The sequence below is a fragment of the Herbaspirillum sp. 3R11 genome (assembly GCF_004563925.1).
Lineage (GTDB): Bacteria > Pseudomonadota > Gammaproteobacteria > Burkholderiales > Burkholderiaceae_D > Herbaspirillum.
Map to the genome: position 1 here is coordinate 366,380 of NZ_SPNJ01000005.1, position 21,241 is coordinate 387,620.

Consider the following 21,241-nt stretch of genomic DNA (forward strand, 5'->3'; position numbering starts at 1 on the left):
AAGAGGAAAAAACATATGCGTCGTGAGTCACAAGTCGTATCCAAGCGTACCGCTTCCCTGGCGATCAAACTGAGCGCGCTGGCTGCAGTAGCCCTGCTGTCGGGTTGCTCGCTGTTTTCGAGCAAGAAGGAAATCAACCCGCCTGCGGCGCTGGTCGAGTTCAAGCAAACCTTGCGTACGCAAACCGTGTGGACTGCGTCAGTCGGCAAAGCCGGCGTCTTCCAGTTCAGCCCGGTCTACGCGGGTGGCAGCGTGTTCGCGGCCGGGGCAGACGGCGCAGTGGTGCGTCTGAATGCCTCCACCGGCCAGGCTGTGTGGCGCGTCAACGCCGGTTCGTCGCTGACGGCCGGTGTAGGCAGCGACGGCAACGTGGTTGCCGTGGTGGGCGAGAAGGGCGTCGTGCAAGCTTTCGACGGTAACGGCAAGTCGCTTTGGAAAGCCCAGGCGCCAAGCGAAGTGTTGTCCGCTCCGGTGGTAGGTTCGGGGCTGGTGCTGGTGCGCAGCATCGACAATCGTGTTACCGCATTTGACGCCGACAACGGCACCCGCCGCTGGACCGTGCTGCGTCCTTTGCCGGCGCTGACCCTGCGCACTGCGCCTGGCATCGTGCTCGATTCGCAAACCGCATACGTCGCCTTGCCGGGCGGCCGCTTGTCGGCGCTGGCACTGAACAACGGCGGTCCGCGCTGGGAAGTCGCCGTCGGTGATCCGAAAGGCACCACTGAACTGGAACGTATTGCAGATGTGTCCGGCGTGCCGGGATTGGGCGTGCGCGATGTGTGTGCAGTGGCTTATCAAGGTCGTATCGGTTGCTTCGATGTCATCAATGGCAATGTGCGCTGGGCGAAGGATTTTTCGAGTGAATCCGGCTTGACGCTGGATGACCGCTTTGTATTTGCGGCCGATGACAAGGGCGGCGTGACGGAATTCGCCCGTGACACCGGCGCCGCGCTGTGGCGCAACGCCAAACTGGCCTATCGACGCCTGTCGCCGCCGATTGCAGTTGGCAAAGCGGTCGCAGTAGGCGATTATCAGGGTTATATCCATTTCCTGTCGCGCGATGACGGTGCGTTCGTCGCCCGTACAAGCACTGACGGAAGCCCGATTCAAGTGACGCCGATTGCCGCTGGGCAAGCCGTCGTTTTTCAAACTCAAGCAGGAACAGTCGTCGCCTTGGCGGCAGAATAAAATTTAATGAAGCCGGTTATTGCACTTGTTGGTCGTCCCAATGTCGGTAAGTCGACATTGTTTAATCGGCTCACCCGTTCACGTGATGCGCTGGTCGCAGACTTGCCCGGGCTGACCCGGGATCGTCACTACGGCGAAGGCCGGGTCGGCGAACGCCCCTTTTTGGTGATTGATACCGGTGGTTTCGAGCCGGTGGCCAAAGAGGGCATCATGTTTGAAATGGCCAAACAGACCAAGCAGGCGGTGGTCGAGGCCGATATCGTTGTGTTCATCGTCGACGGCCGTCAGGGCCTGACGCCGCACGACAAAACCATTACCGATTTCCTGCGCAAATCGGGGCGTTCGGTCATGCTGGTGGTCAACAAGGCCGAAGGCATGAAGTACACGTCCGTCACCGCCGACTTCTACGAGCTGGGCCTGGGCGATCCGTATGTGATTTCTGCTGCGCATGGCGACGGCGTCGCCGACCTGGTGGATGAGGCATTGGATATTGCGTTGGCGCAGCGTCCCGATCTTGGCGAAGAAGTCGACGTCGCGCGCGGCATCAAGATTGCCATCGTCGGCCGTCCCAATGTGGGCAAGTCGACATTGGTCAATACTTTGCTCGGCGAAGAGCGCGTCATCGCGTTCGACATGCCGGGCACGACCCGCGATTCGATCGAGATTCCCTTCGAGCGCGACGGCAAGCAATACACGCTGATCGATACTGCCGGTATCCGCCGTCGCGGCAAGGTGTTCGAAGCTATCGAAAAATTCTCGGTAGTGAAGACCTTGCAATCGATTTCGGAAACCAACGTGGTCCTGCTGCTGCTCGACGCGCAACAGGACATTTCGGAGCAGGATGCGCATATCGCCGGCTTCGTGCTGGAGTCCGGTCGGGCGCTGGTGGTGGGCGTCAACAAGTGGGACGGCCTGCAAAGCGATCGTCGCGACGAGATCAAGATGGACCTTGAGCGCAAGCTCAGCTTCCTGTCGTTTGCCAAGTTCCACTTCATCTCCGCGCTGAAGTCGACCGGCATCGGCCCGGTCATGAAATCAATCGACTCGGCCTATGCCGCAGCGATGTCCAATCTGACCACGCCGAAGCTCACGCGGGCGCTGATCGAAGCGGTCGAACATCAACAGCCGCGCCGCAAAGGCTCGATCCGCCCCAAATTGCGCTACGCCCACCAGGGCGGCATGAATCCTCCGATCGTGGTGATCCACGGCAACGCCCTTGAAGGCGTGGATGACAGCTACAAACGTTATCTCGAAAAGCATTTTCGTGAAACTTTCTCGTTGGTTGGCACTCCACTCCGTATCGAGTTCCGCTCGAGCAAGAATCCTTTCGCGCGCCCAGATAAATAATCTCGAATCTTGGCGGTCGGTAGGAAATCGTTTACATTCATAACGCATAGATTGGTAAAGCACTTGAAATTTTGTCAGGTGCCTCCAAATCCTAATCACAACAACACAGTGGAGCTGCCATGAGCAACAAAGGGCAATTGTTACAAGACCCATTTCTTAACGCCTTAAGAAAAGAACACGTCCCCGTTTCGATCTATCTGGTCAACGGGATCAAACTGCAAGGCCATGTTGAGTCATTCGACCAATATGTTGTCCTGCTGCGCAACACCGTCACCCAAATGGTGTACAAGCACGCCATTTCCACCGTCGTACCAGCCCGTGCCGTCAATCTGAGCCTCGATTCGGCAGAAGCGGAATAATGGTTTATCCAGCCGGCGCTACGCCGTGTGCATACTGATATGCGTGCCGCGCTAGTCGGCCTGGATTTCGGCAAAAGCGATTTTGCCGCAAGTCTGGATGAATTGTTCCTGCTGGCCAAGTCCGCTGGCGCAGAGCCTGTTACCACCGTAACCGGCAAACGCGCCAGTCCGGATGCCGCGCTGTTTGTCGGTTCCGGCAAGGCGCAGGAGATTGCAGATGCAGTCGCCGATCTGGAACTCGACATCGTCATCTTCAATCACGCCTTGTCGCCTGCGCAACAGCGCAATCTCGAACGGGTGCTGAAAACACGGGTGCTTGACCGCACCAGTCTGATTCTCGATATTTTTGCCCAACGCGCCAAGAGTCATGAAGGCAAGGTGCAGGTTGAGCTCGCCCAATTGCAGCATCTGGCCACACGCCTGATTCGCGGCTGGACTCACTTGGAGCGGCAAAAGGGCGGTATCGGCTTGCGCGGTCCCGGCGAAACTCAGCTCGAAACCGACCGTCGTCTGCTCGGTGATCGCGTCAAGGCCTTGCGCGCCCAACTGGCCAAGCTGCATCGCCAGCACGCCACGCAACGTCGCGCACGTGGTCGCAACGACACGTTTTCGGTCTCGCTGGTCGGTTACACAAACGCGGGCAAATCCACGGTGTTCAACGCCATGGCCAAAGCCGGCGTGTATGCCGCCAACCAGTTGTTTGCGACGCTGGACACGACATCGCGCCGGGTGTATCTGGGGGAAGTCGGCCATGTGGTCATTTCCGACACGGTCGGCTTCATCCGTGAGCTGCCTCACCAACTGGTGGCGGCGTTTCGCGCCACGCTCGAAGAGACCATTCACGCCGATCTGCTGCTGCATGTTGTCGATGCGGCAAGCCCGGTGCGCATGGAGCAAATCGAGCAGGTGAACCTGGTTCTCAAGGAAATTGGTGCGGATCATATCCCCCAGATTCTGGTCTGGAACAAGATCGACGCCGCCGAGCTGGAGCCGGCGATTGAGCATGATGAGTATGGTAGAATCCACCGGGTTTTTGTCAGTGCAAAAACTGGCGCCGGCCTGGATTTGCTGCGGCAGGCAATTGCCGACTCGCTCAGGTCGTCGATCGAGGCACGCAGGGGCGCCCGATCAGAGACTCCCGATTCTCAAGATGTGCGTGACGTGTACGATGCATACGATTCGCACGCGCATTAATCTGTTGGCTTGAACCGCCACAGCTGGTCGTCCAGGCGGTTCTCGAAGTTGGCGGGCATTCCCTCTTTTGATTTTTTCAATTACTAAGCCGGATCGCAACGCATGCTCGTTTCTCTATTCAAAAAACTCGGTATTAAGTTCTCGTTGAACGACCCTCAATGGGGGCGCGGTTCACAAGACGACAATAACCGTCAAAATCAGAACAACGGCAATAACGGCAAAAAGCCGGAAGACGGCCCTCCCGATCTCGATCAGCTATGGCGCGATTTCAATCAGCGCCTGAGCCGGCTCTTCGGCAAGCGTGGTGGCGGCGGTTCGGATAACGGCGACGGCGGCGGCTTCAATCGCGGTGACATCAAGGGCGCCGGTATCGGCGCCGGCGTGATCGCCGTCATCGTCGCATTCCTGTGGCTGGCCAGTGGCTTCTTCATCGTCCAGGAAGGTCAGACTGCGGTCGTCATGACTTTCGGCAAATACAGCCACACTACGTTGCCCGGCTTTAACTGGCGCTGGCCTTATCCGTTGCAAAGCCATGAGATTGTCAACGTCTCGCAGGTGCGCACCGCGGAGATCGGCTATCGCAGCAATGCCAAGAACAAGCAACTGAAGGAAGCGCTGATGCTGACTGACGATGAGAATATCATCGACATCCAGTTCGCAGTTCAATACAAACTCAAGAACGCCGCAGAATGGCTGTTCAACAATCGCGACCAGGACGAGACCGTGCGTCAGGTCGCCGAGACCGCGATTCGCGAGATCGTCGGCCGCAGCAAGATGGACTTCGTGTTGTACGAAGGCCGTGAAAAGGTGGCGCTCGACGTTGGTCAACTGATGCAGCAAATCCTTGATCGCTATAAATCGGGTGTGCAGATCACCAACGTCACCATGCAGGGTGTGCAACCGCCTGAACAGGTGCAGGCGGCATTCGACGACGCCGTCAAGGCAGGGCAGGACCGCGAGCGTCAGAAGAACGAAGGCCAGGCCTATGCCAACGATGTGATCCCGAAGGCTAGCGGCGCTTCTTCACGCCTGTTGGAAGAAGCCGAAGCCTACCGTTCGCGCATCGTCGCCAACGCCGAAGGCGATGCCGCGCGCTTCAAGCAAGTGCTCGAGGAGTACCAGAAAGCGCCGGCTGTAACGCGTGACCGTATGTATCTGGAAACCATGCAGCAGATCTTCTCCAACACGACCAAGGTCATGGTGGACGCCAAGAGCGGCAACAACTTGCTGTATCTGCCGCTGGACAAGCTGATCCAGCAATCCGATAACGCCGCCGCGGCAGCAAAGCCTGCGACTGCGCCTGCAGGATCATCATCCGCTGCTTCGCCAACACTTCCAGGAACAGATCCAGTGTATTCCACAGATGCCCAACGTGATTCCCGCAACCGGGATGCGCGTGATTCCCGCGATCGGGAGGTACGCTAATGAGCCGCCTGATTACCAGCATCATCGTCGCCGTCATCGCCATCTGGCTGGTGTCGACGACCGTTTTCATCGTTGAGCAGCGCCAGTCGGCCATCGTCTTCGCCCTCGGTGAAGTCAAGCAGGTGGTGACCGAGCCGGGTCTGCACTTCAAGCTGCCGCCGCCGTTCCAGAACGTGATCTACATCGACAAGCGCATCCAGACCCTGGATACGCCTGACGCCGACCGTTTCATCACGGCCGAAAAGAAAAACGTCCTGGTGGACTCCTTCGTCAAATGGCGCATCGTTGATCCACGCCTGTACTTCATCAGCTTCGGGGGCGATGAGCGTCGCGCCCAAGATCGCCTGTCGCAAATCGTCAAGGCTGCACTGAACGAAGAAATCACCAAGCGCACCGTGCGCGAAGTGATCTCCGGTGAACGCGGCAAGGTGATGGACGCGATCCAGCGCAAGGTAGCCCTTGAGGCCAAGCAGATCGGCGCCGAGATCATCGACGTGCGTCTGCGCCGGGTTGACTATGTCGACCAGATCAACAATTCTGTGTATGACCGCATGAAGTCCGAACGCGCCCGCGTCGCCAACGAATTGCGTTCCACCGGCGCTGCCGAGTCGGAAAAGATTCGCGCCGACGCCGACCGCCAACGCGTGGTGATCTTGGCTGAAGCCTATCGCGATGCGGAAAAAATCCGCGGCGCAGGCGATGCCAAGGCTTCCCAGGTCTACGCCCAGGCATTCGGACAGAATCCCGAGTTCTTCAAGTTCTATCGCAGCCTCGAGGCTTATCGCGCCAGCTTCAAGAACCGTCACGACCTGATGGTGGTGGACCCCAACTCCGAGTTCTTCAAGTATTTCAAGGGCGTGGGAGGCGTGAGCGCCAAGAAATAAGCCACGACCCGTTCGTGGTATACAATATCGGGTTGCGCGAACAGAAAAACGGATGCCGCCGGCATGGGGCGTCCTTCTGTTTTTGTTGACCTGAATTGTTGACCGCTGTTTCTGTCGTTTCTGTTCGTTTCTTTCGAGTATTTGTTTCCCCAGCATTGATGTGATGTGCTCCAGGCATACGCTTCTTCGGACGCGTGTGCCTTGCCGCGTGTGGCGGGGTTCGCCTGGTTCTGCCCGAGTTCTCCCTGAGCATGCCGGGGTTTGTTTCGGATATATTTTTTGATTGAATTGTTTTATGCCTAACTGGCTTCTTCCTGAAAACATTGCCGACGTCTTGCCGTCCGAAGCGCGCAAGATTGAAGAGCTGCGTCGCCGCATGCTCGACAATTTCCGTTTGTACGGCTACGAAATGGTGATGCCGCCGCTGCTCGAATACCTGGAGTCGCTGCTGACCGGCGCCGGTCAGGACACCGACCTGCGCACCTTCAAGCTGGTTGATCAGCTGTCCGGTCGCACGCTGGGAATTCGCGCCGACATGACCACGCAAGTTGCGCGCATCGACGCGCATTTGCTCAACCGTGATTCCGTCACGCGCCTGTGCTACGCCGGCAGCGTGTTGCATACCCGTCCCTCGGGCCTGCACGCCACGCGCGAACCGCTGCAGATCGGCGCCGAAATCTACGGCCACGCCGGCCTCGAAGCCGACGCCGAAATCCAGGCGCTGGCGCTGGCCTCGCTGGCATTGGCCGGCATCGACAAGGTGCGGCTGGACCTGTGCCACGTCGGCGTGCTGCGCGCCATCATCGCCAATGACGAGAAGGCGGCCAAGCAGGCGGCGCAGTTGTTCGGCCTGCTGGAAGCCAAGGACATTCCCGGTCTGCACATACTGACCAAAGATTATCTGCCGGCCACGCGCGACGCCCTGCTGGCGCTGCCGGGCCTGTACGGCGACATCGAAGTGATCGCACGTGCACGCAAGGCCTTGCCGGCGCTGCCGGGCATCGCCCAGGCGCTTGACGAACTGCAGGCGCTGGCGCAACTCGCCGGCGAAGCCAACGTCACCATCGACCTGGCCGACCTGCGCGGTTACCACTATCACAGCGGCGTAATGTTCGCGGCTTACGTGCCGGGCCTGCCCAATGCGGTGGTGCGCGGCGGCCGTTACGATCACGTCGGCGAAGCATTCGGACGCGCCCGCCCGGCGACCGGTTTTTCCATGGATTTGCGTGAACTGGCTCGCCTGATGCCGGGCGCGGAAAGAAAGCCCGCAATTCGCGCGCCATGGGGTACCGAGGCAGGTTTGCGTGAGAAAATAGCGGAATTGCGCCGCGCCGGGGAAATCGTGATTCAAAGTCTCCCGGGACACGAGAACGACCAGGACGAATTCGACTGCGACCGTGCAGTGGAGCTCAGCAATGGAAATTGGATTATCAAAAATTTGGGTTAAGCCATGTTACAGAAAAGCAATGCAAAGAATGTCGTCGTCATCGGTACGCAGTGGGGCGATGAAGGTAAAGGTAAGATCGTCGATTGGCTGACTGATCACGCCCAGGGCGTGGTGCGTTTCCAGGGCGGGCACAATGCGGGCCATACGCTGGTCATCGGCGGCAAGAAGACTGCGCTGCAATTGATTCCGTCGGGCATCATGCGTGCCGGCGTGGCTTGCTACATCGGCAATGGCGTGGTCTTGTCCGTGCCTGATCTGCTGCGTGAAATCGACAAGCTGGAAGCTGCCGGCGTCGAAGTCGCGTCGCGCCTGAAGGTATCGGAAGCCTGTCCGCTGATCCTGCCTTATCACGTGGCACTCGACGTAGCGCGTGAAGCCGCGCGCGGTGCCGCCAAGATCGGCACCACCGGCAAGGGCATCGGCCCGGCCTACGAAGACAAGGTTGCCCGTCGCGCCATTCGCGTGGCCGATCTGCTCAACGAAAAGCGCTTCGCCGAAAAGCTGCTGGAAAACCTGGATTACCACAACTTCGTCCTGACCCAGTACCTGAAGACCCAGCCGGTCGACTTCCAGAAGACCTTGGACGATGCGCTGGCCAACGTGCCGCGCCTGAAACCGATGGTTGCCGACGTTTCCAACGACCTGCATATCGCCAACCAGAACGGCGCCAACCTGCTGTTCGAAGGCGCGCAAGGCAGCCTGCTGGACGTTGACCACGGCACCTATCCGTTCGTCACCTCGAGCAATTGCGTGGCCGGCAACGCCGCCGCCGGCGCAGGCGTCGGTCCCGACATGCTGCACTACGTCATGGGCATCACCAAGGCTTACACCACACGCGTCGGTTCGGGCCCGTTCCCGGCCGAACTGCCGACCGATGAAGGCGTCGGCAAGCACCTGGCTTCCGTCGGTCATGAATTCGGCACCGTCACCGGCCGTGCGCGCCGCTGCGGCTGGTTCGACGCCGCGCTGCTGAAGCGTTCGGTGCAGATCAACGGCGTCTCCGGCATGTGCCTGACCAAGCTGGACGTGCTGGACGGCCTCGAGTCGCTCAAGCTGTGCACCGGCTACACACTGAACGGCAAGACCGTCGACATCTTCCCGGTCGGCGCTGAAGAAGCCGCTGCCTGCGTGCCGATTTACGAAGAAATGCCGGGCTGGAAAGAATCGACCGTCGGCGTACAATCGCTGGACGGCCTGCCGAAGAACGCGCGTGCTTACATCGCGCGTATCCAGGAACTGGTCGGTGTGCCTATCGACATGATTTCGACCGGTCCGGATCGCGAAGAAACCATTGTCTTGCGCCATCCATTCAAGTAATCCGTAAAGCAATTCCGTACGACGAGTATCAATAATGAAAATATCCGACGACAAAGACCTGTGGGTCTCCTGGGATGACTACAACCGCAGCATCGAAAAGCTGGCCCTGAAAGTGCACGAATCGGGCTGGCAATTCGATCAGGTCCTGTGCCTTGCGCGTGGCGGCCTGCGTCCCGGCGATGTGTTCTCGCGCATCTTCGACGTGCCGCTGGCGATCCTGTCGACCAGCTCCTACCGTGAAGCCGCGGGCACCATCCGCAGCAGCCTGGACATCGCCAAATACATCACCATCACCAAGGGCAGCTTGTCGGGCCGCGTCTTGCTGGTGGACGATCTGGTCGATTCCGGCGTGACGCTGCAGAAGGTGCAGATGCACCTCAAGGAACACTATCCTGCGGTGACCGAGATCAAATCGGCCGTACTGTGGTGGAAGGCCTGCTCGATCGTCGAGCCGGACTATCACCTCGACTACCTGCCGACCAATCCGTGGATTCATCAGCCGTTCGAAGACTATGACGGCCTTGGTCCGCATCAGTTGGCGGCATGGATCAAGAAGGGCGAGACGAAGTAATTCTCCATTCTGCGAGACCAAAAAAAGAGCTTACGCATTCACGTAAGCTCTTTTTCTATGTCCGCGATCCCCGCATCGCCGCTGCCTCAGGGAATCACTTTGCGGCGACGGAAATCGTCAAAGATCGCCATGAACATCGCCTCGGTCTCGACATACTCATGAAAGCCGAAGCGCCGCGCCTTGGAGCCGTCGCCGAACATGTCGTAGTCCCAGGAGAACACGAAGTCGCTGAACTCCCATGACGACAATTCCGCCAGGTCATGCCGGGCCAGGTCGTGCTTGTCGACGATGCGCTGCCACACCTCGGCCTTGTCCGCCATCACGGTGGTCAGCGACAGGGGCAGAGGCGGCGCCACCTCGAGATCGAAATAGCGCGCAATCTTCGGCCACATTTCGCTCCAGCGGAACAGGTCGCCGTTGCCGATGTTGAAGGCCTGGTTGCCGCAGCGCGGATCGGTCGCAGCCCACACCGTGGCCTTGGCCAGCAGGCCTGCATCGGTCATCTCCACCAGCTTGTCATAAGCGCCAGGCTTACCCGGAAAGCGCAGCGGCAAGCCCAGCTCTTTTGACACCGACGCATACACCGCGATGGCCAGCGCCAGGTTCATCGGATTGCCCAGTGCAAAGCCGCCGACCACCGCCGGACGGATGCCCGACCAGGTCCATGCCTTGCCCTGCTGGCGTTGCTCAAGATAAGTCTGTTGATCGAACATGAACTCCGGCGGCATGAAATGCGCATCGGTTTCGCGCGCCGGCGTCTTGAACGGGCCGAGATGGCCGCCGTAGACCTTGTAGCCCTGCATCAGGCTGACGTGTTGCAGATGATCGGCGACGGGCTCGACGTTTTCCAGCGTGTTGACCAGCATCGCCAGATTTGGCGCGACTAACTCCGCCCAGGTCGGACGATGCTGGTAGGCGGCGTAGAAGATGTGGGTGACTTGTTTGAGGCCGCCCAGTTTGGCGCGGGCGTCTTCCTGGTCGAGAAGGTCAACCGCGATGTGTCGTACACGCTCGTCCGACTCGCCGCCGCGACGCGACAGGCCGATGATGTTCCAGTCTTCAAGGCCGCGCAGATGATCGATCAGGTTGCGGCCGATGACGCCTTGGGCGCCGACTACCAGTGCTACTTTTTGCGTGTTCATGGTGGTGGATTTCCGGGCAAGAGTTAAGGTGGAAAACGGATCAGGGAATCAGCAAGCTTCGCTGGCGGCCTTCAGCGAACCCGCAGGCGCTGCTTTGCGGTCCAGCTTCCAGCTGATCAGCGCAACCACCAGGCCGCCTGTCGTGATCAATGCCGCGACCAGCGATACTGCGTGCAGGCCGGGACCATGATCGATGGTGACGCCACCCAGCCAAGCACCGAGAGCGTTACCAAGATTGAAGGCGGCGATATTGACTGACGAGGCCAGGTTGGGTGCGCCGGTGGCTTTTTCCAGCACGCGCATTTGCAGTGGCGGCACGGTGGCGAACGCAGCGGCGCCCAGCAAGCCGACCGTGATCACGGCGGCCAGCTTGTAATGGCTGGTGAACGAGAACAGCACCAGCACGCCGCCCAGCAACACCAGGCTGACCACCAGCGTCGGCATCAGGTACTTGTCGGCGAACTTGCCGCCCAACAGATTACCGCCCACCAGGCCGACGCCGAACAGCAGCAGGATCGGCGATACCGCGCCAGGCTGAAAGCCGGTGATGTCGGTCAGGATCGGTGCGATGTAGGTGAATGCAGCAAACACGCCGCCGAAACCCAGCACCGTCATCAGCAGGCCAAGCAGCACTTGCGGACGGCCCAGCACGCGCAGTTCACTGCGAAAATCGGCATCCTGCTGGTCATCCGAGCGGGGCACCAGATAAGCGGTCGCCAACAAGGCCACGACGCCGATGGCGCTGACTGCCCAGAAGGTCGAGCGCCAGCCGTACATCTGGCCCAGCCAGGTGCCGAACGGCACGCCCAGCACGTTGGCCACGGTCAGGCCGGTGAACATCAGGGCGATCGCGGAAGCCTGCTTTTCTTTCGGCACCAGGCCGGTGGCGACTACCGAACCGACACCGAAGAAGGCGCCATGCGAGAACGAAGCGACGATGCGCGAAATCATCAGCGTGGTGTAATCCGGCGCGATTGCACAGCCGACGTTGCCGATGACGAACAGCACCATCAGGCTGACCAGCAAAGTCTTGCGCGGTAGCTTGCCGGTGGTGGCGGTGACCAGCGGGGCGCCGACGAACACGCCCAGCGCGTAGCCGGTGACCAGCAAGCCGGCCGAGGACAAGGTCGTGCCCAGATTGGCGGCGACTTCGGGCAACAGGCCCATGATGACGAATTCGGTGGTTCCTATCGCAAATGCGCTGATGGCCAGCGCCCATAAAGCAATCGGCATGATGCAACTCCCAGAGGTTTGTTTGACGTGTGACATTGTGCCGACTATCTTTGTTGAGAAAAATACCGTTAAAATCAAAAAATATTTGAATTGGAGTCAACAATGACCATGCAATCGGATGAAATGCGGATATTTATCGCGGTGGTCGAGGCCGGCAGCCTGAGCGCCGCCGCCGAAGTGCTGGAACAGACCACCTCGGGTGTCAGCCGTGCCTTGACGCGGTTGGAGGAAAAGCTCGGCACCAGTTTGCTGACGCGCACCACGCGGCGCATGGACCTGACCGAAGAAGGGCAGGTGTTCCTGGAGCAGGCGCGCGAGATCGTCGCCGCCATGGAGCGCGCGGAAGAATCGATCCGCATCCGCAGCCAGAAGCCGGTCGGCAAGCTGCGCGTGGATGCCTCGGCGCCGTTCATGCTCCACTGTATCGTGCCGTACGTGGGCGCCTTCCGCGAAGCCTATCCCGATATCGAACTGGACCTGACCACCAATGACCGCTTCATTGATCTGGTCGAGCAGCGCACCGACATCGCCATCCGCATCGGCGAGCTGCAGGATTCGACGTTGCACGCCAAGGCGCTGACCTCGGCCCGGCTGCAACTGCTGGCCAGCCCGGAATATCTGCGCCGGCATGGCACGCCGAAGACCGTCAAGGATCTCGACAAGCACCAACTGATCGGCTTCACGCAGCCGGAAGGACTCAACAACTGGCCGCTGCAGCACGAAGACGGCGACCGTTATCCGATCCGGCCGGCGCTGCGAGCTTCAAGCGGGGAGACCATCCGGCAACTGGCGCTGCACGGGCAAGGCATCGCCTGCCTGTCCAATTTCATGTCGGATGCCGATGTGGCGGCGGGACGTCTGGTTCGCTTGCTGGAAAAGTCGCATACGGCATTCCGCCAGCAGATCCACGCCGTGTACTACCGGAATACCCAGATTTCGAGACGCATCAGCTGCTTCCTCGATTTTTTGCAATGCAAGCTGTAATGCCTGCCTTGGAAGAGAACCATTCGACGCGTCATTTGTCTTGATCGTGTCACGACGATTCGTCATCATGAAGCGTCGCTGCAACATTGCTGAATACTGATTAAAAATATAACGGAGCAAGCATGCCCCTGATTTCCCGGAACGCGCGTTGGATCTCGCCACTGCAACTGGCATTGGCTTTACTCTTGTCGCCGGCTATTGACGCCATGGCCGCCGGCGTTGCCGGTTTTTCACCGCAAGGCGAGGTGGCCCAGATCCGTCAGGCGCGCGCCACGTTTTCCGAGCCGATCGTCAAGTTCGGCGATCCCAAGGCGGCGGCGCCGTTCGACGTCAATTGCGCCGTGGCCGGCACCTCGCGCTGGGCCGACGGCAAGAACTGGGTCTATGATTTCGAACGCGACCTGCCGCCCGGCACGCGTTGCTCCTTTACCTTGAAGCCCGGCGTCAAAGCCGTCTCCGGCGCTGCGCTGAGCGGCAAGAGCGTATTCCAGTTCAGCACCGGCGGTCCGGCGGTGGTCCGTCACATGCCGAGCGGCGAAGAGATCGAAGAAGAACAGGCCTTCATCCTGTTCCAGAACGGCGCTGCCAACCAGGACACCGTGCGCGACCATCTGTATTGCGAAGCCGAAGGCGTGCATGAGCGCATCCCAGTCAAGTTCGTCGCCGATGCCACGCGCAAGCAGTTGCTGCAAGAGTTCGCCAAGAAGATTGATCCGGCCACTGTCACCATCGTGCAATGCCAGCAGCGCCTGCCCAATGATTCCACGGTGCGGTTGACCTGGGACAAGGGTATTGCCACGCCGAACGGCATCGCGACGACGATTCCACAGACGTTCAAGTTCAAGGTGCGCAAGGAGTTCACCGCCAGCCTCAGCTGCGAACGTGAAAACGCCAATGCCGCCTGCTCGCCGATCCGCCCCGTCACCGTGTCGTTTTCCTCGCCGGTGCCGCGCAAGCTGGCCGAGGCAGTGGAGCTCAAAAGCAGCAATGGCAAGCTCAAGCCTTTCTTTGAAAAAGGCAATGTCGACGAGACCGTCTACGGCCTGACCTTCAAACCGCCGTTCGCCGAGAACGGTGAGTTCACCATCAATCTGCCGTCCGGTTTCAAGGACGAAAGCGGCCGTGCGCTCGGCAATGCCTCCGCGTTTCCGCTGAAGTCGCGCACCGCCGGCTATCCGCCGCTGGCGAAATTCCCGGCCGCGCCATTCGGCATCATTGAGCTCAACGCCGACGCCACCTTGCCGGTGACCTTGCGTCGCGTCGAAGCCAATCTGCTGGCGCGCGGCGTCGACGGCAAGGCCTTGCCCGGCAAGGTCGCCAATCTCAAGGTCGATGGCGACAAGGGCGTGATCGCCTGGTTGACGCGCCTCAATCGCTACCACGAGCGCTGGGGCGATACCTCCGGCAAGACGCCCGACACGCGCGCCATCGGTTTGCTGGCCAAGGAGCCTGGCGTGAAGACGCTGAACCTGCCGGCCCTGTCCGATGCCAAGGACGGCGAACGGCCGTTTGAAGTGGTCGGCATCCCGCTGAAGGATCCCGGCTTTTACGTCGTAGAACTGGAGTCGCAGAAACTCGGCGCCTCGCTGCTAGGTAAGCCGGCGCCGATGTACGTGCGCACCAGCACGCTGGTGACCAATCTGTCGGTGCACGTCAAGCTGGGCCGCGAGAACAATGCGGTCTGGGTGACTACGCTCGATACCGCCAAGCCGGTGGCCGACGCCGACGTGCGCGTCTCCAATTGCCGGGGCGAAGAAATCTGGCGCGGCAAGACCAACGCCATCGGCGTGGCCACGATTGCCAAGCCGCTAGAAGATCGTTGCGCCATGGGGCAGAATGAAGACGGTGCCATCAATGGCCTGTTCGTCAGCGCGCGCAAGACCGACGAAAAGGGACGCGCCGACATGGCGTTCGCGCTGACCTCATGGAATGACGGTATCGAATCATGGCGCTTCAATTTGCCGACGGATCGCTCGGCAAGCTCAAGCGCCCGCGCGCATACGATCTTTGACCGCACCTTGTTCCGTGCCGGCGAAACGGTGTCGATGAAACATGAGTTCCGGCTTGAGAGCATGAATGGCTTCGCACTGGCCGGTAAAGACAAGTTGCCGACGCGTGTGCGCATCATCCATCAGGGCAGCGGACAGGAATTTCAGTTCGCGCTGAACTGGCGCAATCAGAAGAACGCGGAGACCGTCTTCGCGATTCCCAAGGAGGCCAAGCTCGGCAGCTATGAAGTTCTGCTCGATCGCGGCGCCGCGAAAGCCGGCAGTGACGCCAGTGGCGATGGCGACAGCGAAGAGGGCGGCTACGCGCCCGGCACCTACAGCAGCGGCAGCTTCCGCGTGGAAGAATTCCGCCTGCCGCTGATGCAGGGACGCATCACGCCGGTGACTGGCAAAGGCAAGGGCGAGGCTCTGGTAGCGCCGAAAGAAGTGCCGCTCGACGTGCAGCTCAATTACATCAACGGCGGCGGCGCCTCCGGCCAGACCGTACGCGTCACCAGCCTGATGCGCGCGAAGCCAGTCAGCTTCCCCGCGTATGAAGGTTATTCTTTCGATGCCGGCAATTCCGGCGGAGAAGACGGTACCGCGAATGACGACCAGAAAATCGTCGCCGACAAGTTGCCGGTGACGCTCGACAAAAACGGCGCCGGCCGCACCACGGTGAAGTCGCTGCCGGTCTTCCGGACACCGCGCGAGTTGCTGACCGAAATGACCTATAGCGATCCGAACGGCGAGATCCAGACTGTCTCGAACGTCACGGCAGTGTGGCCGTCGGCAGTCGTCATCGGCATCAAGGGCGGCGACTGGGTGTCGGTGAAAAAGAAACTGGCGCTGACCATGGTCGCGCTCAACGCCGCCGGCCAGCCGCAAGCGGATGTACCGGTGGAAATCAGCGGTGAAAGCAAGCAGACCAATTCGCATCGCAAGCGCATGGTCGGCGGTTTCTATGCCTACGAAAATACACGCTCGTCGCAAAACCTCGGCACGCTGTGCTCGGGCAAGACCGACAAGCACGGCGTGCTGATCTGCGAAGTGTCCCTGACGGAAGCCGGCAACGTGGAGCTGACCGCCAGCGGCAAGGACGCCAACGGCAACGCCGCCTTCGCCAAAACCTCGGTATGGGTGACGCGCCAGGGCGAGCTGTGGTTCGACGGTGAAAACCAGGACCGCATCGACATTCTCCCCGAGAAGAAAACCTACCAGCCCGGCGAGACCGCCAAGTTCCAGGTGCGCATGCCGTTCCGCTACGCAACGGCATTGGTCGCAGTGGAACGCGAAGGCATCATCGAAACCCAGGTCGTGCAACTGAACGGCCAGGACCCGACCATCAGCTTGCCGGTCAAAGGCGGCTTCGCACCGAACGTATATGTGTCGGTGCTGGCCGTGCGCGGCCGCATGCGCGAAGTGCCGTGGTATTCCTTCTTCTCCTGGGGCTGGAAAGAGCCGATCAACTGGTGGCATGAGTTCAAGGAATATCAGGCGCCCGGCACCATGGTCGATCTGGCCAAGCCGGCGTACAAGTTCGGTGTTGCCGAAATCGCCGTCGGCAGCGGCGCGCATGTGCTGAAAGTGGCCGTCACCGCCGATAAGACCAGCTACCCGATCCGCTCGGTCGCCAAGGTCAACGTGCAGGTCACGCAACCTGACGGCAAGCCGGCCGCCGGTGCGGAAATTGCGTTAGCCGCGGTGGACGAGGCCTTGCTGGAACTGCAGCCGAACAACAGCTGGAATCTGCTCTCTGCGATGCTGCAACGGCGCAGTTACGGCATCGAAACCGCAACCGCGCAGATGCAGGTGATCGGCAAACGCCACTACGGCAAGAAAGCCACGCCGGCTGGCGGCGGCGGCGGCAAGTCGCCGACGCGCGAGCTGTTCGACACGCTGTTGTTGTGGAAGCCCTACGTCGTGCTCGACGCCAACGGCAGGGCGCAGATCGATGTGCCGCTCAATGATTCGCTGACCTCGTTCCGCATCGTTGCGGTTGCCGAGAGCGGCGCCGGCTTGTTCGGCACCGGCACGGCCAGCATCCGCTCGTCGCAGGACGTGCAAGTGATCTCCGGCCTGCCGCCACTGGTGCGCGAAGGCGATCAGTTCAGCGCCATGGTCACGGTGCGCAATACCACGACACGCGCCATGCAGATTCGCCTGAATGCGAAGGCGAGTGGTGGTACGCCGACATCCACGATTGCCTTGCAGGACAAGGATGTCGCGATTCCCGCCGGTGAAGCGCGCGAAGTCACGTGGCCGGTTGCGGTGCCTGCAGATGTGTCGCAACTGAGCTGGGAAATCGGCGCGCAGGAACAATCGGCATCGCCGGCCAAAGACAGCATCAGGTTCGTGCAGCGGGTCTTGCCGGCGATCCCGGTGACGGTACAGCTGGCCACGCTGTTCCAGCTCGACAAGGCAACGTCAATGAGCGTGGCGCAGCCGGCCGACAGCCTGCCGGGACGCGGCGGCCTGAACATTTCGCTCAAGCCGTCTCTGGCCGGCGGTAGCGAAGGCATCCGCAAGTACTTCGCCGACTATCCGTTTGCCTGCCTCGAACAACGGACGTCGAAGGCGATCGGCCTGCGCGATGACGCCCTGTGGCAAAAGATCGTCACCGACTTGCCGACCTATCTCGACGCCGACGGCCTGGCATATTACTTCCCGCCGAGCGAGTCCAACGCGCGGCGCGGCAGCGATACGTTGACCGCGTATCTGCTGGCGGCATCGAACGAGGCAGCTTATGTGTTGCCGGCGCAGAGCCGGGACAAGATGCTCGACGGTCTTGCCGCCTTTGTCGAAGGCAAGCTCACGCGTGATTTCTGGTCGCCGAAAAAAGACCTCGACGTGCGCAAGCTGGCCGCACTGGAAGCGCTGTCGCGCTATCACCGCGTGCAGCCGTCCATGCTCGGTTCGGTGCAGATCAATCCGAACCTGTGGCCGACTTCGGCGGTGCTGGACTGGATCGCGATCCTGCAGCGCGTGACGACGATTCCCGAGCGCGACAAGCGCCTGGGCGAAGCCGATCAGATCATTCGTTCGCGGCTGAACTATCAGGGTACGCGCATGGGATTCTCGGATGAAGCTGGCGACTACTGGTGGTGGCTGATGGCCGGCGGCGACAGCAACGCCAACCGGCTGGTGCTGACCATGCTGAACAATCCTGCCTGGCGCGAAGACATGCCCAAGCTGATCAGCGGCGCCATCCAGCGCCAGCAGCGCGGCCACTGGAACACCACCACCGCCAACGTCTGGGGCAGCCTGGCGCTGGAGAAATTCAGCCGCGCCTTCGAGGCCGAAAAAGTCACCGGCACCACGCGCGTGGCGTCCGACGCCGGCAGCAATGCGCACGCATGGAGCGGTGCGGGCACCGCCGGCGGCAAGTTGCAACTGCCGTGGGGCACGCCGGCGCCGGGCACGCTGAAGTTCTCGCAAGAGGGCAGCGGCAAGCCGTGGATCACGATGCAGAGCCTGGCAGCGGTGCCATTGAAGACGCCGTTCTCTAGCGGTTATCGCATCACCAAAACGGTGGTCGCGGTAGAGCAGAAACAGCAGGGCATCTATAGCCGCGGTGACGTTTTGCGCGTGACGCTGGATATCGACGCACAGACCGACATGACTTGGGTGGTGCTGAGCGATCCGATTCCTGGCGGCGCGAGTTTGCTGGGTTCGGGACTGGCGCGCGATTCGGCGATCACGCGTAGCGGCGAGGACGACGGCCGTTCACGCGGCAGCGCATGGCTGGCGTATGAGGAGCGCAGCTTCGAGGGCTATCGCGCGTATTACGAGCGCATGCCCAAGGGGCGATCAAGCATTACCTACACGGTGCGCCTGAACAACGCCGGCGAGTTCAGCCTGCCGCCGACGCGCGTCGAGGCAATGTATGCGCCGGAAATGTTCGGTGAAATCCCGAATGCCAGGATGAGCATCAAGGCGCAGTGATGAACTTCAGTCTGCGACGACATATTGTGATCGTGTCGGCGGCGCTCCTGCTGGGAGCGCCGGGCGTCGCGCTTGCCGTTCCCGGCTTCGCCGAAGTGCAGCAGTCGTTCCGTTCGTCGGATGCCTCCATGTTCGACCGCCATGGCGAACTGATCCAGCAGTTGCGGCTCAACCCCAATGAGCGCCGCTTGTCGTGGATTGCGCTGGAAGATATTTCACCGGCGCTGCGCAATGCACTGATCGCCTCGGAAGACCGGCGCTTCTATCAGCACAGCGGCGTTGACTGGAACGCTGTCGCGGCCTCGGCCTGGGGGAATCTGTGGAACACCAAAACGCGCGGCGCATCGACCATCACGATGCAGCTGGCGGGTTTGATCTACGACGATTTGCGGCGCAAGTCGTCGGCGCGTTCGATGACGCAAAAAGTATCGCAGGTTTTCATCGCGCAGTCGCTGGAACGCAACTGGCGCAAGGACCAGATCCTTGAGGCCTATCTCAATTTGGTCAGCTTTCGCGGCGAGCTGGTCGGCGTGCATGCCTTGTCGCGCGTGCTGTTCGGCAAACATCCAAGCGGCCTGAACCAGAGCGAGGCGGCGATTGCCGTGGCGCTGATTCGTGCGCCCAACGCCAAACCGACGAAAGTGTCCGAACGCGCCTGCGTGATCCTCAAAGAACAGCAGGCGCCGCAGGAATGCAACGGCCTGCAGGGCCGTACCGAGCTGGTGTTGGCGCGCGCGACGGCGAAGGGCGAGGTCAGCGGTGCCGCGACTGCACCGCAGCTGGCGCCGCATCTGGGGCGCAAACTGCTCAAGGATGCCGGCAAGCCGGTGTATTCCACGATTGACGCCGCAACACAGCGCTTCGCCAGCGATGCCTTGCGCCGGCAATTGTCGGCGCTGGTCGAGCGCAATATCGAGGACGGCGCGGTGGTCGTGATCGACAACGCCAGCGGCGATGTGCTGGCCTGGGTCGGCTCCAGCGGTTCCCTGTCCGGGGCGGCGCAGGTCGATGGTGTGCAGGCGTTGCGTCAGGCCGGTTCGACACTGAAGCCATTTTTGTACGAACTGGCGATCGAGAAAAAATGGCTGACGGCGGCCTCGTTGCTCGACGACTCGCCGGTCAATCTGGCGACTTCCTCCGGGTTGTATATCCCGCAGAATTACGACAAGCAGTTCAAGGGCTTGGTCAGCATGCGCACCGCGCTCGGCTCGTCGTTGAACATTCCCGCGGTGCGCACGCTGGTGACGGTGACGCCGGAGCGTTTCTTCCGGCGCTTGCAATCACTCGGTTTCAACCTGCGCGAGTCCGGCGATTATTACGGCTACAGCCTGGCGCTCGGCAGCGCCGACGTCAGCCTGTTGTCGCTTACCAATGCCTATCGCGCATTGGCGAACCAGGGGCGCTACAGCAGTGTACGCACCACCGCCAGCGATCCGCGCGCGGCCTATCAGCAGGCGATGGACGGCAGCGCCTCCTTCATCGTCGGCGACATCCTGTCGGACCGCAGCGCGCGGGCGCGCACTTTCGGACTGGAGAGCGCCTTGTCGACGCGCATCTGGACCGCGGTCAAGACCGGCACGTCGAAGGACATGCGCGACAACTGGTGCGTCGGCTATTCTTCTCGCTATACGGTCGGCGTGTGGGTCGGCAACGCCTCCGGAGCACCTATGTGGGATGTTTCTGGCGTCACGGGTGCTGCGCCGGTGTGGCAGGAAGTGATGCAGTACCTGCACCGGCAATCGGGTTCGCAGGAACCATCCCGGCCGGCATCGGTGATCGCGCAGCCGGTGCAGTTCGAGAATCAGCTTGAGGCAGTGCGCACCGAGTACTTCCTGCCCGGAACACAGCAATCCCTGCTGCGCGTGGCGAAGTCCAACGACATTGCGCCGACGATCAGTTATCCGACGCCCGGTATGCTGGTGGCGATCGATCCCGATATCCCTCCCGCGCATCAGCGTTTGCGTTTCAGCGCACAGGGTGTGAAGCAGGGGAACTGGGTGCTTGACGGCAAGCCGCTGGTGCGGGCGGCTGGAAAGAAGACGGGCGACCTGGGTTACGACTGGATGCCGTGGCCGGGCAAGCACAAGCTGATATTGCAGGATGTGAACGGCGCGGTGCTTGATCAGTTGCAGTTTGAAGTGCGCGGGGCGCTGGTGCGACCGCCTGAGGGTAAGGCAGTGAAGGTGAAAGGTACCGTGGCAAAGTAGGCTGCGAAGC

The 21,241-nt window shown here is 60.9% G+C and carries 14 protein-coding genes; 12 read left to right on the top strand and 2 right to left on the bottom strand.

The window, feature by feature from the left end; translation table 11 throughout:
• The first annotated feature begins 15 nt into the window (after positions 1-15).
• The 9 genes from bamB (at position 16) to E4P32_RS21820 (ending at position 9,732) form a co-directional block, all read left to right on the top strand.
• On the top strand, positions 16-1,188 hold the full coding sequence (bamB, locus tag E4P32_RS21780; RefSeq protein ID WP_116435653.1) for an outer membrane protein assembly factor BamB: 1,173 nt from the start codon (positions 16-18) through the stop codon (positions 1,186-1,188).
• A gap of 6 nt (positions 1,189-1,194) precedes the next feature.
• The gene (gene der / locus E4P32_RS21785) at positions 1,195-2,535 is read left to right on the top strand and encodes a ribosome biogenesis GTPase Der (RefSeq protein WP_116435654.1); all 1,341 of its coding nucleotides are present in this window, start codon (positions 1,195-1,197) and stop codon (positions 2,533-2,535) included.
• Between the two features lie 119 nt (positions 2,536-2,654).
• Positions 2,655-2,894 (top strand): RNA chaperone Hfq, encoded by a 240-nt coding sequence (gene hfq, locus E4P32_RS21790; protein ID WP_034297704.1) that lies wholly within the window; start codon positions 2,655-2,657, stop codon positions 2,892-2,894.
• A 27-nt stretch (positions 2,895-2,921) separates the two neighbouring features.
• Positions 2,922-4,088: a GTPase HflX gene (gene hflX / locus E4P32_RS21795; RefSeq protein WP_255419433.1), complete on the top strand. Its 1,167-nt coding sequence runs from the start codon at positions 2,922-2,924 to the stop codon at positions 4,086-4,088.
• A 102-nt stretch (positions 4,089-4,190) separates the two neighbouring features.
• Positions 4,191-5,513 carry an FtsH protease activity modulator HflK gene (gene hflK / locus E4P32_RS21800; protein ID WP_116435656.1) on the top strand — a complete coding sequence of 441 codons (1,323 nt, stop codon included), beginning with the start codon at positions 4,191-4,193 and terminating at the stop codon, positions 5,511-5,513.
• A complete protein-coding gene (gene hflC, locus E4P32_RS21805) occupies positions 5,513-6,397 on the top strand; it encodes a protease modulator HflC (protein ID WP_116435657.1) in 885 nt (294 codons plus the stop codon). Before hflK ends, hflC begins: the two co-directional genes overlap by 1 nt.
• 295 nt (positions 6,398-6,692) lie before the next feature.
• Positions 6,693-7,844: an ATP phosphoribosyltransferase regulatory subunit gene (locus tag E4P32_RS21810; protein WP_116435658.1), complete on the top strand. Its 1,152-nt coding sequence runs from the start codon at positions 6,693-6,695 to the stop codon at positions 7,842-7,844.
• A 3-nt stretch (positions 7,845-7,847) separates the two neighbouring features.
• On the top strand, positions 7,848-9,161 hold the full coding sequence (locus tag E4P32_RS21815) for an adenylosuccinate synthase (RefSeq protein ID WP_116435659.1): 1,314 nt from the start codon (positions 7,848-7,850) through the stop codon (positions 9,159-9,161).
• Between the two features lie 34 nt (positions 9,162-9,195).
• Positions 9,196-9,732, top strand: a complete 537-nt coding sequence (locus E4P32_RS21820; RefSeq protein ID WP_116435660.1) for a phosphoribosyltransferase family protein — start codon at positions 9,196-9,198, stop codon at positions 9,730-9,732.
• 86 nt (positions 9,733-9,818) lie between these two features.
• On the opposite strand, the gene E4P32_RS21825 is transcribed toward E4P32_RS21820, so the two are convergent.
• A complete protein-coding gene (locus tag E4P32_RS21825) occupies positions 9,819-10,874 on the bottom strand; it encodes an SDR family oxidoreductase (protein WP_116435661.1) in 1,056 nt (351 codons plus the stop codon).
• 48 nt (positions 10,875-10,922) lie between these two features.
• Positions 10,923-12,107 (bottom strand): MFS transporter, encoded by a 1,185-nt coding sequence (locus E4P32_RS21830; protein WP_116435662.1) that lies wholly within the window; start codon positions 12,105-12,107, stop codon positions 10,923-10,925.
• A 102-nt stretch (positions 12,108-12,209) separates the two neighbouring features.
• Here E4P32_RS21830 and E4P32_RS21835 point away from each other — a divergent pair, with 102 nt between their 5' ends.
• The 3 genes from E4P32_RS21835 to pbpC all read left to right on the top strand — a co-directional run bounded on the left by E4P32_RS21835 (position 12,210) and on the right by pbpC (position 21,231).
• Entirely contained in the window at positions 12,210-13,091 is an 882-nt protein-coding gene (locus E4P32_RS21835) for a LysR family transcriptional regulator (RefSeq protein WP_116435663.1), read from the top strand.
• Between the two features lie 122 nt (positions 13,092-13,213).
• Positions 13,214-19,024: an Ig-like domain-containing alpha-2-macroglobulin family protein gene (locus E4P32_RS21840; protein WP_116435664.1), complete on the top strand. Its 5,811-nt coding sequence runs from the start codon at positions 13,214-13,216 to the stop codon at positions 19,022-19,024.
• Positions 19,024-21,231, top strand: coding sequence for a penicillin-binding protein 1C (pbpC, locus tag E4P32_RS21845; RefSeq protein ID WP_116435665.1), 2,208 nt, complete (start codon positions 19,024-19,026; stop codon positions 21,229-21,231). Before E4P32_RS21840 ends, pbpC begins: the two co-directional genes overlap by 1 nt.
• The last annotated feature ends 10 nt before the right edge of the window (positions 21,232-21,241 follow it).